Here is a 14236-nt window from a genome sequence, read left to right on the forward strand (position 1 = left end):
CAACGGACTCACTCATGCAAGATACCCAAGATACAAAAGCCTGGTGGCGCGGCGGCGTTATCTATCAGATTTACCCACGCAGCTTCATGGACAGCCGCGGGGATGGTATCGGTGATTTACCCGGCGTTACTGAAAAGCTCGACTATGTAGCATCACTCAATGTCGACGGTATCTGGCTATCGCCTTTCTTTACCTCGCCAATGCTCGACTTCGGCTACGACATCAGCAACTACCGCGATGTCGACCCGATGTTCGGCACGCTGGACGACTTCAAGGCGCTGCTGGCCAAAGCCCACAGGCTGGGCCTGAAAGTGATGATCGACCAGGTCATCAGCCATACCTCGGATCAGCACGCCTGGTTTCAGGAAAGCCGCCAGAATCGCACCAATCCCAAGGCTGACTGGTTTGTATGGGCCGACCCCAAGCCAGACGGCACGCCACCCAACAACTGGCTGTCGATTTTTGGCGGCCCGGCATGGACCTTTGAGCCACGCCGCCAGCAGTATTACATGCATAACTTTCTAACCAGTCAGCCAGACGTCAACTTCCATAACCCGGAAGCGCGTCAGGCCCAGTTGGATAATATGCGCTTCTGGCTGGAGCTGGGTGTCGATGGCTTCCGCCTGGACACGGTCAACTTTTTCTTCCATGACGCCGAGTTACGCGACAACCCTCCCGTCCCCAAAGGCGAAGCCAAAACCCTGGGCGCACCGGACAGCAATCCGTATACCTGGCAGCGCCACATCTATGACCTCAGCCGCCCGGAGAACCTGGACTTTCTCAAGGATCTGCGTGCGCTGATGGATGAATACCCCGGCACCACGACTGTGGGTGAAATCGGCGATGACAACCCGCTGGAGCGTATGGCCGAGTACACCGCTGGTGGCGACAAGCTGCACATGGCCTACACCTTCGACCTGCTCAACAAGCCGCATTCCGCTGCGTATCTACGTGAAGTGATCGAGCGTTTCCAGCGGCTGGCGGGCGATGCCTGGCCGTGCTGGGCCACCTCGAATCACGATGTTGAGCGCAGCGCCTCGCGCTGGGGCGCCGACGAAGACCCAACGGCCTATCCTAAAGTTGCCCTGGCAATGCTGTTTTCACTACGTGGCAGCGTCTGCCTTTATCAGGGCGAAGAGCTTGGGCTACCCGAAGCCGAGGTTCCCTTTGAACGCATTCAGGACCCTTACGGCAAGGTGCTCTGGCCCGAATTCAAGGGCCGCGACGGCTGTCGCACGCCCATGCCCTGGGATGATTCGTCCCAGGCGGGCTTTTCAAGCGCTGAGCCATGGCTGCCGGTCTCGCCACGACATCGCGAGCTTGCCGTCAGCCAGCAACAGGGCGACTCGGCCTCAACCCTCAATGCCACACGCCAGTTGCTGGCGTTTCGTCGCCAACACGCCGCGCTGTTTGACGGAGACTTGACGCTGGCCGACGTGGGCGACGACCTGCTGGGCTTTACCCGCCAACACGGCAACGAATCCCTGCTGTGCGTTTTCAATCTGACCGGCCAGCCGCAAGAGGTTACGCTCCCCGTTACGGTGACCGCCGATCTCGACGGCCATGGCTTCAACTATCAACGCGACGGCGACCGACTGACGCTCCCCGCTTACCAGGCGGCCTTTATGCGCACCGCCTAGCAGCCTGTCGGGCTTGACCGATCGTCGCGAGAATCACGGATTTTGAGCCAAATTTATCGATCGATTGAGGCGAATAGCGCGCTATTTAACGAAATCGATCGAATAAAGTTGGCCAAAAGACCGGATTCGCAGTAGATCAGTGTTAAGTCCGACAGGCTGCTAGACCGTTTTAAACAACAACAGGCCAACCCGGGGCACAGGCCTTGAGGTTGGCAAGGAGTCACCCATGGCAAGTGTTACGCTTGAAAAAATTAACAAGGTGTTTGGCCGCGACCACATCATCGACGATGTCGACCTGGAAATCGGCGACGGCGAATTCGTCGTTTTCGTCGGCCCATCGGGCTGCGGTAAATCCACCCTGCTACGTCTGATTGCCGGTCTTGAGTCGATTACCGATGGCAATTTGCGTATCGACGACACTGTGGTCAACGACTTACCACCACGTGAACGCGGTGTCGGCATGGTATTCCAGTCCTATGCGCTATACCCGCACATGACCGTATACGACAACATGGCGTTTGGTCTTAAGCTGGCCAAACAGTCGGATGAGACGATCAATGACCGGGTGATGAGCACCGCCAGAATCCTGCAGCTGGAAGAGCTGCTGCACCGCAAACCCAAGGCCCTCTCCGGCGGCCAGCGCCAGCGGGTAGCCATGGGCCGTGCCATGGCCCGGGAACCGCGCATTCTGCTGTTTGACGAACCGCTCTCCAACCTGGACGCCTCACTCCGCGTGCAGATGCGCAACGAAATCGCCCGGCTGCATAATCGTCTCGGCTCCACCATGATCTACGTGACCCATGATCAGGTAGAGGCCATGACGCTTGCCGACAAGATCGTGGTGCTCAACGGCGGCCATGTCGAACAGGTGGGCACCCCTCAAGAGCTTTATCAGCGCCCTGCCACCAAGTTCGTTGCCGGGTTTATCGGCTCACCCACCATGAATTTCATGCCTGCCCAACTGCTGGCAAAGGATGACCATGGCTGCCGGGTACTCGCTGCAGGCGTGGGCGAACTTGCCTTGCCACAGGATGCAAGTGCCCAGCCGCAAAGCGCCGCGCTCAGTATTGGCGTGCGCCCGGAACACCTCCGCCTGGCAGAGCCGTCTGGAGATAACCGTTTCGAGATCGTCAACGTTGAATACCTGGGTAACGAAGTCTACGTTTACCTGGATCCCAAAGAAGGGGATACACTGCTGATCCATCGCAGCGAAGCCCCCAGTCAATGGGAAGAGGGGCAACACGTCTCGCTGGTGCCTGACACCCAGCATGTTCACCTGTTCGACGAGGGCGGTGCTGCTCTGGATTTGCCTGCCCAACGGCAAGCTGCCTGACTGGCGTACTTTGACCACGATTATCCACTGACCCGCGCAGATCGCGACGAGCCGTAAGATGCGGGGCTTGTCGGGTGGCTGCGGGGGTCGGTATTCTTGCGGATGGACGCCTGACATTAGCCTGCATAGGAAACCCCGTGACACCACCCCGCCGAATGACGCTCAAGGACCTTGCCCGTGAACTCGGCGTCTCCACTGCCACCATTTCCAACGCCTTCAACCGGCCCGACCAACTGTCTCCCACGCTGCGCGAACGCATCTTGAGTGAAGCGGCCCGCCTGGGTTACAGCGGCCCGGATGCCAAGGCCCGCAGCTTGCGCACCGGCCGTTCACGAATTGTTGCCGTGGTGCTGGCAGAGAGCCTTACCTACAGCTTGAATGATGCCGTGGCCAGCGAGTTTCTCTCCGGCGTCGCCGAAGTCCTCGACGCCCATGGTCATACGCTGTTGCTGCTGCCGGGGCGTGGACACGATTCGCAACCAGCAGGCTCAGCTAATATCGCCGATGGCTTCATCGTCTATGGCTTGATGCCCAACAACCAGCTGTTGCAGCGGCTACCGGCCCACCGTCCGCTCGTCTCGGTCGATTTTGACGTAGAAGGCTGCCCAACGGTTCATATCGACGATACCGAGGCTAGCTACCGCATCGCCTGCCATGCCCTCAAGCAGCCATCAAAGCGACCAGCGATTATTAACCTGCGCTTGACCAAGGAACCCTGCAACGGGCGCGTGACGCCCGAGCACACCCTGCTGCCCAACACCAGTACGATCAGCCGCGCACGGCTGGAAGGTTTCCATACCGCGCTCAGCGAACACGGCGTGGATGCACAACAGGTACCACTGTGGAATATCGAGGAGAATACGTTCGAGGTGTGTAGCCCGGTATTGGCAGAAATACTCGATCAACCTGAGCACCAGCGCCCCGACCTGCTGCTGTGCATGTCGGATCGCATTGCCCTGACGGCGCTGACGCTGGCCGAGCAGCGCGGCATCCGGGTACCCGAGGAGCTGCGTATCACCGGCTTTGACGGCATTGCGGAAGGCCAGTACCGAGCCCCCCGTTTGACAACGGTTAGGCAGGATAGCGAAGGCAAAGGGCGGGTGGCGGCACAGATGATTCTCGGCCTGCTGCCTGCCGAGCAGCAGTTGCTGAAAACAGAGCTGTTGCTCGGCGATACCTGCCCCTGACCGGTTGAATTACTTGGCGGCGGCCTGCATGGCTTCTGCGGTATCCAACATGCGGTTGGAGAAGCCCCATTCATTGTCGTACCAGGCCATGATTTTCACCAGCCGCCCGTTAACACGGGTATGGTTGCTGTCGAAAGTGGACGAGTTGGCGTCGTGGTTGAAATCGATAGACACCAATGGCTGGGCGTTGACCGCCAAGACCGGCGAATTGATAGCCGCTTTTTCAACAACCGCGTTGATCTCTTCTGCAGTGGTGTCACGGCCAGCGGTGAAGGTCAGATCCACCAGCGAGACGTTGATCACCGGGACGCGAACCGCCAGGCCATCGAATTTCCCCTCAAGCTCGGGCAGCACCTTGCCGACGGCAGCCGCGGCACCCGTCTTGGTCGGAATCATCGACTGGGTCGCACTGCGCGCCCGGTAGGGGTCAGTGTGATAGACATCCGACAGATTCTGGTCATTGGTGTAAGCATGCACCGTCGTCATCAGGCCATTCTCGATACCCACGGCATCATTCAAGGCTTTGGCGACCGGCGCCAGGCAGTTGGTTGTGCAGGAGGCATTCGAGACCACTTTATGCTCAGCGGTGAGTGTCTCTTCATTGACGCCGAACACAATCATGGCATCGGCATCAGAACTGGGTGCTGAAATCAACACACGCTTGGCGCCCGCGTCGATGTGTTTGGCCGCTGCTTCGCGCTTGGTAAACAAGCCCGTGCATTCCATCACGATATCGATGTCCATCGATGCCCAGGGCAATTTTGCGGGATCTCGCTCGGAGGAGATCGCGATGCGGTCGCCATCGACACTGATACTTTCCGCGTCATGATCGACCGAATACGGAAAGTGGCCGTGGACGCTGTCATGACGAAGCAGGTGGGAGTTAAGCGACGGATCGCCAAGGTCGTTGATCGCGACGACCTGCATACGATCACGATAGCCGTTTTCGTAAAGGGCACGCAGTACGTTACGGCCAATGCGACCGAAGCCGTTGATAGCGACTCTTATTGTCATGGAGCACCTCACCTTTGCAGAGAACGTTTGTAACAAAAATACATAGCGGATCTTTGCTACGCAACCGGTTCTATATTCAGTAAAAAGTTACTAAAAAAACGTATTTAAGCACCCTAACGAGACGCCTGGCGGAGCCAAAGTCCTCAAAAAGGCTGCCTTTCAATCAATATGTAGTAAAATTACTATATAGACGCTATCGTAGTCCACAACTTAATAGCCTGCAATTTCAATATCCGCGCAGCGCCAACAATAACCATGGCCGACCCAGGAGAATGTGCAATGACGAGCCAAATCCTCTCACTCCCCCTACGCCGCACCAAGATTGTCGCCACGCTAGGCCCCGCAAGCGACCGCCCCGGTGTACTGGAAGCCATGTTGAAAGCCGGTGTCGATGTCGTTCGCCTGAACTTTTCCCATGGCGCCGCAGACGACCATCGCCGCCGCCTGCAGGACGTTCGCGAGATCGCCCAGCGACTGGGACGTAGCGTCGCCGTACTGGGCGACCTTCAAGGGCCTAAAATTCGCATTTCACGCTTTCAGGATGGTGCCGTCCACCTCACCCACGGCCAGCCGTTCATCCTCGACATGGCGCTCGGCACTGACCAGGGCAACCAGGAGCGGGTCGGCTGTGACTACAAATCGCTGATCGATGACGTCACCGCCGGCGACCGCCTGCTGCTCGACGACGGCCGCGTGGTCCTAGATGTCACTCAGGTGGTTGACCAGGAAGTGCACACACGGGTTCACGTGGGCGGCAAGCTGTCCAACAACAAAGGCATCAACAAGCAAGGCGGGGGCCTCTCCGCCCCGGCGCTCACCGAAAAGGACAAGGCCGACCTGGTCACCGCCCTGGATATCGGCGTGGACTACCTGGCGGTTTCCTTCCCGCGTAGCGCCGCCGACATGCAGGAAGCACGCACCCTCCTGGGCGAGGCTGGCAAGGACATCGGCCTGGTTGCCAAACTCGAGCGCGCCGAAGCCGTGGCCAACGACGAAACCCTGGATGGCATCATCCAGGCCTCGGAGGCCGTAATGGTGGCGCGCGGCGACCTGGGCGTGGAAATTGGCGATGAAGCACTGATCGGCACCCAGAAGCGCATCATCAAGCACGCCCGCACCCTGAACCGTGCGGTGATTACCGCGACCCAGATGATGGAGTCGATGATCGAGTCGCCGCTGCCCACCCGGGCCGAGGTGTTTGACGTGGCCAACGCGGTGCTGGATGCCACCGACGCGGTGATGCTCTCCGCCGAAACCGCCGCGGGGGATTATCCGGTGGAGACCATCGAGGCGATGAACCGCGTCTGCCTGGGCGCCGAACGCGAGCGCATTGCCCAGGAGTCGAGCCACCGCATTCACGAAGGCTTCGAGCGCATTGACGAGACCATTGCGCTGTCTGCCATGTATGCGGCCAACCATCTCGAGGGTGTCAGCGTGATCGCCTGCATGACCGCCACCGGCTATACGCCACTGATTGCGTCGCGCATTCGCTCCAAGCTGCCGATTGTCGGCCTGGCCCATAGCCCCATCGCTCAGCGCCGCATGGCGTTGTACCGGGGCGTGGTCTCGATACCCTTCGACACGACCCACATGCAGGCAGAAGACGTCAACGGCGAGGCGCTGAGATTATTAAAGGCCCACGGCTTGGCGGACCCCGGCGAGCATGTCATTCTCACTCGAGGCGACCATATGAACGCCCATGGCGGCACCAACACCATGAAGGTATTAGCCGTTGCGTCCGAGTCGCAATGATCCTGCTTTGGAGATCCATACCATGAACGATGCGCGCCCCCCTCGTCAGGCAATTCGCAAGCTCCAGGCCCGCAAGCGGATTGCGCTGATTGCCCACGATGGCAAGAAAACCGAAATGCTTGAGTGGGCGACGCGCTGGAAGGACACGCTGGGCCGCCACGAACTGCTTGGCACCGGCACCACGGCAAAACGCTTGCACGACGCACTGGGACTGCCTATCGAAGGGTTGATGAGCGGGCCGCTTGGCGGTGACCAGCAGATTGGCGCACGCATTGCCGAGCAGGCGCTCGACGTGCTGATCTTTTTCTGGGACCCGTTCGCGCCCCAGCCCCACGACCCGGATGTCAAAGCGCTACTGCGCCTTGCGGCACTCTGGAACATCCCGGTAGCGTGCAATGCCGCCAGCGCCGACTTTGTGCTTTCCTCGCCTTATCTGGATGAAAGCTACGACATGTCGATACCCGACGCAGATGCTTGGGCCGAAGCCCGCAAGGATTGACTGACCCGCGGCGAGTCGTTGGCCGCTTGATTTCAAGCCATCATTTGCGCACCGGGATGACGGGTGCGCAAATGGCGTGCTACCACCTGCTGACCGCATTGAGGCTCGCCCTCTGTCGCGGCCAGGGCACAGCGTAGCGTCAACTCCGCGATGCGGTCGTAATCCTGCAGGGCCGAGTTGATCGGCTGAGGCAAAAAATCCAGCAGGCGATGATCACCAAAGGTGGCCAGCCGCATCCCTTCCGGCAACCCTCCTCGCTCCAGAAAGACGTCAAACGCACCTTCCAGCAGCGTATAGGACGCGGTGACCAACGCATCGGCTCCCCCCTCTTCATCCAGCAGCTTGACCGCCAGGCGGGCGCCTTCGTTACGCTCATAGTGCGTACCGCATAAATACAGCGGCGTTATGGACGTGCCCGCAAGCGCCTGCTGAAATCCGGCCCTGCGCTCACGGCTGATGGAAAGATCTGGCATTGCCTCGAGCCATGCAACGCGCCGGGTAGCCGGGTCAATCACCGAGTGGGTCAGCGCCAGCGATGCTTGGCGGTCGTTACTGACCACACTGGCAAAACGCGCAGGATCCAGCCCCCGGTCCATTCCCACCACGCTCCAGCCTTCTTTTACCAGGTCCGCGTAAAACGGATCGTCGCTGGCCAGACAACTCGCCGTGATAAGCACTTCACAGCGCTGGGCGCGCAGTGCGAGCGCCAACGCCCGTTCGCTTTCCGGGCAGTCGTCGGAGCTCACCACCAGCAGTTGATAGCCGCGTTCGCGAGCACCCCGCTCTATGCGCTTGGCAAGCCGCGCGTAACTGATGTTTTCCAGGTCAGGTACGATCAACCCCAGTAAACGACTGGCCCCCCGGCGCAGGGCGGCGGCCTGGGGGTCGATGTGATAACGGTGCTGGCGAACGACCGCCATCACCTTGTCGATGGTCGCTTGGCTAATGCGGCGTTTTTCGGCCTGGCCATTAATCACATAGCTGGCGGTGGTACGTGATACCCCGGCAAGCCGGGCAATATCGGCAAGTGTCATGAATTTCCCCTCTGATTGCCGCCAGTTTAACAGTCGACAGACGCCCATCAGACCAAAGTCTAGGCGCGAACCTCTTGTGTCCCGAAGTGAATCGATTCAGCATAGCCAACTATACACAGATGACACGATTCATCCAGCTCACTTCGGTGCGCTACGACCATGGTTCTACACGGAGACACCTATGCTGACGCTCGGCTCTGATGACATATTGCTGGACTGCCATGCTGACGACTGGCGAGCAGCTCTCAACAGCGCCGCTGATGCGCTGGTGGCGGCGGGGTTTGTCGAACCCGATTACCGTGACGGCCTGCTCGACCGGGAAGCCCAGTCCTCGACGTTTTTGGGCAATGCCATCGCCATCCCCCACGGCACCCCGGAAAGCCGCCAATACGTCAAGCAAACCGGGGTACGCGTTTTACAGTTTCCCCACGGGGTTCAATGGCACGATGGGCAGCAGGTGCACGTGCTGGTGACCATTGCCGCACAAAACGACGAGCACCTCGACATCCTGCGCCAGCTGACCCATGTACTGGATCGCGAGGGCGTCGCCGAGCAGCTGGCTGACGCCACCTCCGCCGCCGACGTGGCTCGCCTGCTTTCCAAGCCAGCCGTAATGCCACGTTTGGATAACGACACGCTGTGCGTTAGCTTCCCCGCCAAGGACCTGCAGGAATTGACGCTAGCCGCTGCCGCGCGACTGCGCCAAAGCGGCTGCGTCGATAATACGTTTATCAGCGCCATTGCCTCCGCTGAGCCCACCTGGCTGGGTAACGGCCTGTGGCTGGCAAGCCACGCTCACGGGGTTACCCAGCCCGCTCTGGGTGTTGCAACCCCGGCGGATACATCACTGAATCATCACGGCCACCCCGTTCATGCCTTGTTCTGCCTGGCGGCCAGCGGTGAAAGCCACCGCTCGCTGCTCGAGCAATTATTGCCTCTGCTAGACCACAACGACAGCGAGAGCCTGGTCAACAACACCAGTGCCCAGTGGCTGGCCACCCTGGCGGGCGAAACCGCCAACACGCAAACCCAGCGCGCCCGCGTATTAAACCCTCACGGCCTCCACGCTCGCCCGGCCAAGCAACTGGTCCAGACCGCCCGCGCCCAGGCGGTGCCGATCAACGTTCGCCTTGAAGAAGGCAGCGCAACGCCGGTTTCCGCTGCCAGTCTGACCAAGGTGATTGGTTTGGGCGCACGGCGGGGCCAATGGCTGGTGTTTTCTGCCGAGGGCGAGCAGGCAGGCCAGGCACTCGCGGCCGTCAGCGAGGCCGTCGAGTCCGGCCTGGGCGAGAAAGTTGCCGCCTTTGACGGCGGCCGGGAAAGCGTCTCTCCCGCCACCGACAGCACCAAGCCCGCCGTGGAACCGCTGGCTGACGATACGCCGCATACCGGCGTGGCCGCCTCGCCGGGGCTTGCCATCGCGCCGGTGTTCGTCATCCGCCCACCAAGCTTCGAATACCCCGCCAACGCCGACAACCCCGAACAGGAAGTTGCCCGCCTGCAAGCAGCGCTGAAAGAAAGCGCCGCCCAGTTGGACATGCTGGTGCAGAACGCACCGGGCGGCGAAGTCGCCGATATTCTGTCCATGCACGAAGAGATGCTAGACGATCCGGAACTTCATCAGGCCGCCATTGAGGCCATTCGCGAGGGGCGCTCGGCGGAGGCCGGTTGGTGGGAAGCCATCGAGACCGCGGCCCACGCCCAGGAAATGCTCGCTGACCGCCTGCTGGCCGAGCGCGCCGCCGACCTGCGCGACGTCGGCCGCCGAGTGCTGGGCGTGCTTTGCGATGTCAAGCTGCCCACGCCACCCGACCATCCGTATATTCTGGTGATGGACGATATCGGCCCGTCCGACGTCGCCCGCTTGGATACGTCGCGGGTGCGTGGCCTGCTGACCGTGCGCGGTGGTGCCACCGCACACAGCGCGATTCTGGCCCGCGCCCTGGGCATTCCCGCCGTGGTGGGGGCCGGTGAAACCGTGATGACATTGCCCAACGGCGGCATGATGATCCTCGATGGCGAGCGTGGCCGGGTCACGCACCAGCCGTCGGAAGATCGCCTGCAACGCGCCGAACAGCAGTTGCTAGACCAGCAGCAGCGTGAAGCGGATGCCTGGGAAACTCGCTTTGAAACCGCCCAAACCCACGACGGCCATCGGGTTGAAGTGGCGGCCAACCTGGGCAATACCGCACACGCCTCAGACGCCGTTGAGCGTGGCGCCGAAGGCGTTGGCCTGCTGCGCACCGAGTTCCTTTTCATGGCTCACGCCAGCGCGCCGGACCTGGCCACCCAGATCGACGAATACCGCCAGGCGATTGACGCCCTCGGCGGTCGTCCGCTAGTGGCCCGCACACTGGATGTCGGCGGCGATAAGCCGCTGCCCTACTGGCCGGTTCCACAGGAAGACAATCCCTTCCTTGGCCTGCGCGGCATCCGCCTGGCGCTGACCCAGCCCGAGGTGCTTGAAACCCAACTGCGCGCGTTATTGATGGCTGGAAAGGATAGTCCGCTGCGCATCATGCTGCCGATGGTCAAGGATATCGCCGAGTTCCGCGCTGCCAAGGCGATCTATGATCGGCTGCTGAGCGAGATTGCCCCGTCTCAACGCGCCACCGATGTTCAGCTCGGCGTGATGATCGAGGTGCCGTCAAGCGCCCTGCTCGCGCCGTCGCTTGCCGCCGAGGTCGATTTCTTCTCAGTGGGCACCAACGACCTGACCCAGTACACCCTGGCCATCGACCGCGGACACCCCGAGCTTTCCGGCCAGGCCGACGGCCTGCACCCGGCGGTCTTGCGCTTGATCCAGATGACCGTCGACGCCGCCCACGCCCAAGGCAAATGGGTCGGTGTCTGTGGTGAACTGGCCTCGGACGCCATGGCGGTGCCGGTGCTGGTTGGTCTGGGCGTCGATGAGTTGTCGGTCAGCGCTCGCCAGATCCCGCTGGTCAAGGCGCGGCTGCGCGAGTTTGACCTCGCCGATGCTAAGGCCAGCGCCCAATTGGCCCTGGCGCAAGCCACCAGCGATGACGTGCGCGACGCGCTGGAGGCCCGCTGATGGCCCGCGTGCTGTGCATTACGCTCAACCCGGCACTGGATCTGGCGTTCAGCTTGGACCAGCTTACCCCTGGGGCTGTCAACCGCCCCCACCGCGCCCAGTTGGAAGCCGCGGGTAAGGGCGTCAACGTCGCCCGGGTACTCGCAGGGCTGGGCCACGACGTCACCGTCAGCGGGTTTCTGGGCGCCGCTAACGACGCGCCTTTCGCGCTGGCCTTTCAGCACGCTGCGTTACATGACGACTTTGTGCGCGTCGCCGGTGAAACGCGCATCAATGCCAAGCTTGCGGAACAAAGCGGTCGCGTCACCGATATCAACGGCCCGGGCATGCCGATCGCACCGGCCGACCTTGAGCGCTTAATGGCCCGGCTCGATGCCCTGCTGCACAGTACGACACCGCCGCACGCGGTGGTGGTGGCAGGCAGCCTGCCGCCCGGGCTCAGTCTGGAGAATTTTCGCGCCCTGCTACGCCAGCTCAACGCCAGTGGCGTGCCACTGTGGGTGGATACCAGTGGCGACGCACTCAACGCCGCCATCGAGGTGCAGCCCAGCGCCGTCAAACCCAATGAGCATGAGCTTGCCGAGTGGGCGGGAACACCGCTCGACAGCCTGGGCGCTCGCACTCAGGCTGCCCAGCGACTGCATGACAACGGCTTGGAACACGCGCTGGTCTCCGCGGGCGCTGATGGCGTGCTATGGGTCAATGCCCAGGGCATGTGGCAAGCGACACCGCCGCGGGTTACCGCGACCAATACCGTGTGCGCCGGCGATACGTTCGTTGCCGGTATGCTCCATGGCCTGCTCAGCGGCAACGACCCGGAACACACCCTTCGCTTTGCCACGGCGCTTTCCGCCGAGGCCGTTCGCCATGTTGGCGTAGGCAATCCCCACGCCGACGATTTCGACTCACTCCAACAACAGACCCGGGTACGGCGTCTTGACGACACCATCACCGAGGGAGCAACGCTATGAATGTGATTCTGATTACCGCCTGCCCCAGCGGCATGGCGACCACCTTCCTCGCCGCCAAGCGGCTGGAGCAAGCCGCCGAACGCCAAGGCTGGCACGTTCATGTGGAAATGCACGGTGAGCTGGCACCGCTCCAGGCGGCCACCGCCGAGCAGATTGCCAACGCCGATCTGATCGTCGTCGCCGCAGATCACGTGCCCGCCCCCGAGCGCTTTGAAGGCAAGCGGCTTTATCAAGCGCCAATTGCCGACGCGCTTCCTGACCCCAGTGGCTTTTTGGCCACCGCGAAACGCGATGCGCCGATTTATCAAGCGCCCGCCAGCACGCCCGCTGACAGCGCCTCGGCACCCACGGCCGCTGAAGGACAGAACATTGTCGCGGTGACTGCCTGCCCGACAGGCGTTGCCCATACCTTTATGGCGGCCGAGGCGCTAGCGGAAGCGGGCAAAGCCATGGGCCATACGATCCGCGTGGAAACCCAGGGCTCGGTAGGCGCTCAGGACCAGCTGACGGAACAAGAGATCGCTGAAGCCGATGTAGTCGTTTTGGCTTGTGATATCGACGTCGACCCTACCCGCTTTGCGGGCAAGCGCATTTATCGCACTTCTACCGGCAGTGCCCTGAAAAAACCGCGCCCAACCCTGGAAGCCGCCCTCGCCCACGCCAGTGTCGAAAACGGCAACCAACCCAGTGTCGGCAGTGAAGGCAAAAGCCTCAAAGAGAAAGGCGTCTACAAGCACCTGCTGACCGGCGTATCCTTCATGCTGCCAATGGTGGTGGCGGGTGGTTTGCTGATCGCGCTGTCGTTTGTGTTCGGTATCAACGCCGCCGAGGAAGAAGGCTCACTGGCCGCCGCACTGATGAAAATCGGCGGCGGCACCGCCTTCGCGCTGATGATCCCGGTACTCGCGGGGTATATTGCCTACTCGATTGCCGACCGCCCCGGTATCGCGCCGGGCATGATTGGCGGCATGTTGGCCGCCGATATTGGCGCTGGTTTTATCGGCGGTATTCTGGCTGGTTTCCTGGCCGGTTACGTCGCCCTGGCGGTTACCCGTTATATCAAGCTGCCTTCGAGTATCGAATCACTCAAACCGATTCTGATTATTCCACTAATCGCCAGCCTGGTCACCGGCCTGGTAATGATCTATATCGTCGGCGAGCCAGTGGCGGGCATTCTCAACACGCTGACCAACTTCCTTGAGACCATGGGCTCTGCCAACGCGGTATTGCTGGGTATTCTGCTGGGCGCCATGATGTGTTTCGACCTGGGCGGCCCGGTCAATAAAGCCGCCTATACCTTTGGCGTCGGGCTTCTGGCCTCGGAAACCTATGGCCCCATGGCGGCGATCATGGCCGCCGGCATGGTACCTCCCATCGGCATGGGTATTGCTAGCCTGGTGGCACGAAGCAAATTTTCGGCACCCGAGCGCGAGGCAGGCAAGGCCTCCTTTGTGCTGGGTATGTGTTTTATCAGCGAAGGGGCGATTCCGTTTGCCGCCAAAGATCCGCTGCGGGTCATCCCTGCCTGCATGCTGGGCGGTGCCGTTACCGGCGCACTTTCCATGCTGGTAGGCGCCAAGCTGATGGCACCCCACGGTGGTATCTTCGTACTGCTTATCCCCAATGCCATCACCCCGGTCTTTCTCTACCTGGGCGCCATTGTGGTCGGCTCGCTGATTACCGGCCTTAGCTATGCCATGATCAAACGTGGCGCCACCCAGGTGGCCATTGCCAGCTAAGCAATACCAGGC

General features: G+C 61.2%; 10 protein-coding genes. 8 read left to right on the plus strand and 2 right to left on the minus strand.

Annotated features, from left to right (window positions below; all coding sequences use genetic code 11):
* Positions 1 to 14: 14 nt before the first annotated feature.
* The 3 genes from ADS46_RS05390 (at position 15) to ADS46_RS05400 (ending at position 4160) form a co-directional block, all read left to right on the plus strand.
* A complete protein-coding gene (locus ADS46_RS05390) occupies positions 15 to 1640 on the plus strand; it encodes an alpha-glucosidase family protein (RefSeq protein ID WP_066317465.1) in 1626 nt (541 codons plus the stop codon).
* Positions 1641 to 1866: 226 nt separating this feature from the next.
* The gene (locus ADS46_RS05395) at positions 1867 to 2973 is read left to right on the plus strand and encodes an ABC transporter ATP-binding protein (protein WP_066317291.1); all 1107 of its coding nucleotides are present in this window, start codon (positions 1867 to 1869) and stop codon (positions 2971 to 2973) included.
* 137 nt (positions 2974 to 3110) lie between these two features.
* Positions 3111 to 4160: a LacI family DNA-binding transcriptional regulator gene (locus tag ADS46_RS05400; RefSeq protein WP_234346771.1), complete on the plus strand. Its 1050-nt coding sequence runs from the start codon at positions 3111 to 3113 to the stop codon at positions 4158 to 4160.
* Between the two features lie 9 nt (positions 4161 to 4169).
* Here ADS46_RS05400 and gap read toward each other — a convergent pair whose 3' ends face one another.
* Positions 4170 to 5174, minus strand: a complete 1005-nt coding sequence (gene gap / locus ADS46_RS05405; protein ID WP_066317295.1) for a type I glyceraldehyde-3-phosphate dehydrogenase — start codon at positions 5172 to 5174, stop codon at positions 4170 to 4172.
* Between the two features lie 279 nt (positions 5175 to 5453).
* Between gap and pyk the strand changes: the two genes are divergently transcribed.
* Together pyk and ADS46_RS05415 are read left to right on the plus strand one after the other, a co-directional pair.
* Positions 5454 to 6926, plus strand: coding sequence for a pyruvate kinase (pyk, locus tag ADS46_RS05410; RefSeq protein WP_066317297.1), 1473 nt, complete (start codon positions 5454 to 5456; stop codon positions 6924 to 6926).
* A gap of 22 nt (positions 6927 to 6948) precedes the next feature.
* Positions 6949 to 7425: a methylglyoxal synthase gene (locus ADS46_RS05415; protein ID WP_066317298.1), complete on the plus strand. Its 477-nt coding sequence runs from the start codon at positions 6949 to 6951 to the stop codon at positions 7423 to 7425.
* Between the two features lie 32 nt (positions 7426 to 7457).
* Here ADS46_RS05415 and cra read toward each other — a convergent pair whose 3' ends face one another.
* The gene (gene cra / locus ADS46_RS05420; RefSeq protein ID WP_066317301.1) at positions 7458 to 8459 is read right to left on the minus strand and encodes a catabolite repressor/activator; all 1002 of its coding nucleotides are present in this window, start codon (positions 8457 to 8459) and stop codon (positions 7458 to 7460) included.
* Positions 8460 to 8640: 181 nt separating this feature from the next.
* Here cra and ptsP point away from each other — a divergent pair, with 181 nt between their 5' ends.
* The 3 genes from ptsP to ADS46_RS05435 are packed head-to-tail and all read left to right on the plus strand — an operon-like array spanning position 8641 to position 14224.
* On the plus strand, positions 8641 to 11514 hold the full coding sequence (gene ptsP / locus ADS46_RS05425) for a phosphoenolpyruvate--protein phosphotransferase (protein WP_066317303.1): 2874 nt from the start codon (positions 8641 to 8643) through the stop codon (positions 11512 to 11514).
* Complete coding sequence (pfkB, locus tag ADS46_RS05430; protein WP_066317309.1) at positions 11514 to 12485, plus strand: 1-phosphofructokinase; 972 nt, start codon at positions 11514 to 11516, stop codon at positions 12483 to 12485. Before ptsP ends, pfkB begins: the two co-directional genes overlap by 1 nt.
* The gene (locus tag ADS46_RS05435; protein ID WP_066317310.1) at positions 12482 to 14224 is read left to right on the plus strand and encodes a PTS fructose-like transporter subunit IIB; all 1743 of its coding nucleotides are present in this window, start codon (positions 12482 to 12484) and stop codon (positions 14222 to 14224) included. Before pfkB ends, ADS46_RS05435 begins: the two co-directional genes overlap by 4 nt.
* Positions 14225 to 14236 lie beyond the last annotated feature (12 nt).

The sequence above is a fragment of the Halomonas sp. G11 genome (assembly GCF_001663515.1).
In the GTDB taxonomy this organism is placed as follows: Bacteria; Pseudomonadota; Gammaproteobacteria; order Pseudomonadales; family Halomonadaceae; genus Vreelandella.

Excerpts from the sequence above, each read along its gene's own strand:
- ADS46_RS05390 (WP_066317465.1), top strand. The coding sequence starts at position 15 with ATGCAAGATACCCAAGATACAAAAGCCTGGTGGCGCGGCGGCGTTATC.
- pfkB (WP_066317309.1), top strand. The coding sequence starts at position 11,514 with ATGGCCCGCGTGCTGTGCATTACGCTCAACCCGGCACTGGATCTGGCG.
- ADS46_RS05395 (WP_066317291.1), top strand. The coding sequence starts at position 1,867 with ATGGCAAGTGTTACGCTTGAAAAAATTAACAAGGTGTTTGGCCGCGAC.
- ADS46_RS05435 (WP_066317310.1), top strand. The coding sequence starts at position 12,482 with ATGAATGTGATTCTGATTACCGCCTGCCCCAGCGGCATGGCGACCACC.
- ptsP (WP_066317303.1), top strand. The coding sequence starts at position 8,641 with ATGCTGACGCTCGGCTCTGATGACATATTGCTGGACTGCCATGCTGAC.
- gap (WP_066317295.1), bottom strand. The coding sequence starts at position 5,174 with ATGACAATAAGAGTCGCTATCAACGGCTTCGGTCGCATTGGCCGTAAC.
- pyk (WP_066317297.1), top strand. The coding sequence starts at position 5,454 with ATGACGAGCCAAATCCTCTCACTCCCCCTACGCCGCACCAAGATTGTC.
- ADS46_RS05415 (WP_066317298.1), top strand. The coding sequence starts at position 6,949 with ATGAACGATGCGCGCCCCCCTCGTCAGGCAATTCGCAAGCTCCAGGCC.
- cra (WP_066317301.1), bottom strand. The coding sequence starts at position 8,459 with ATGACACTTGCCGATATTGCCCGGCTTGCCGGGGTATCACGTACCACC.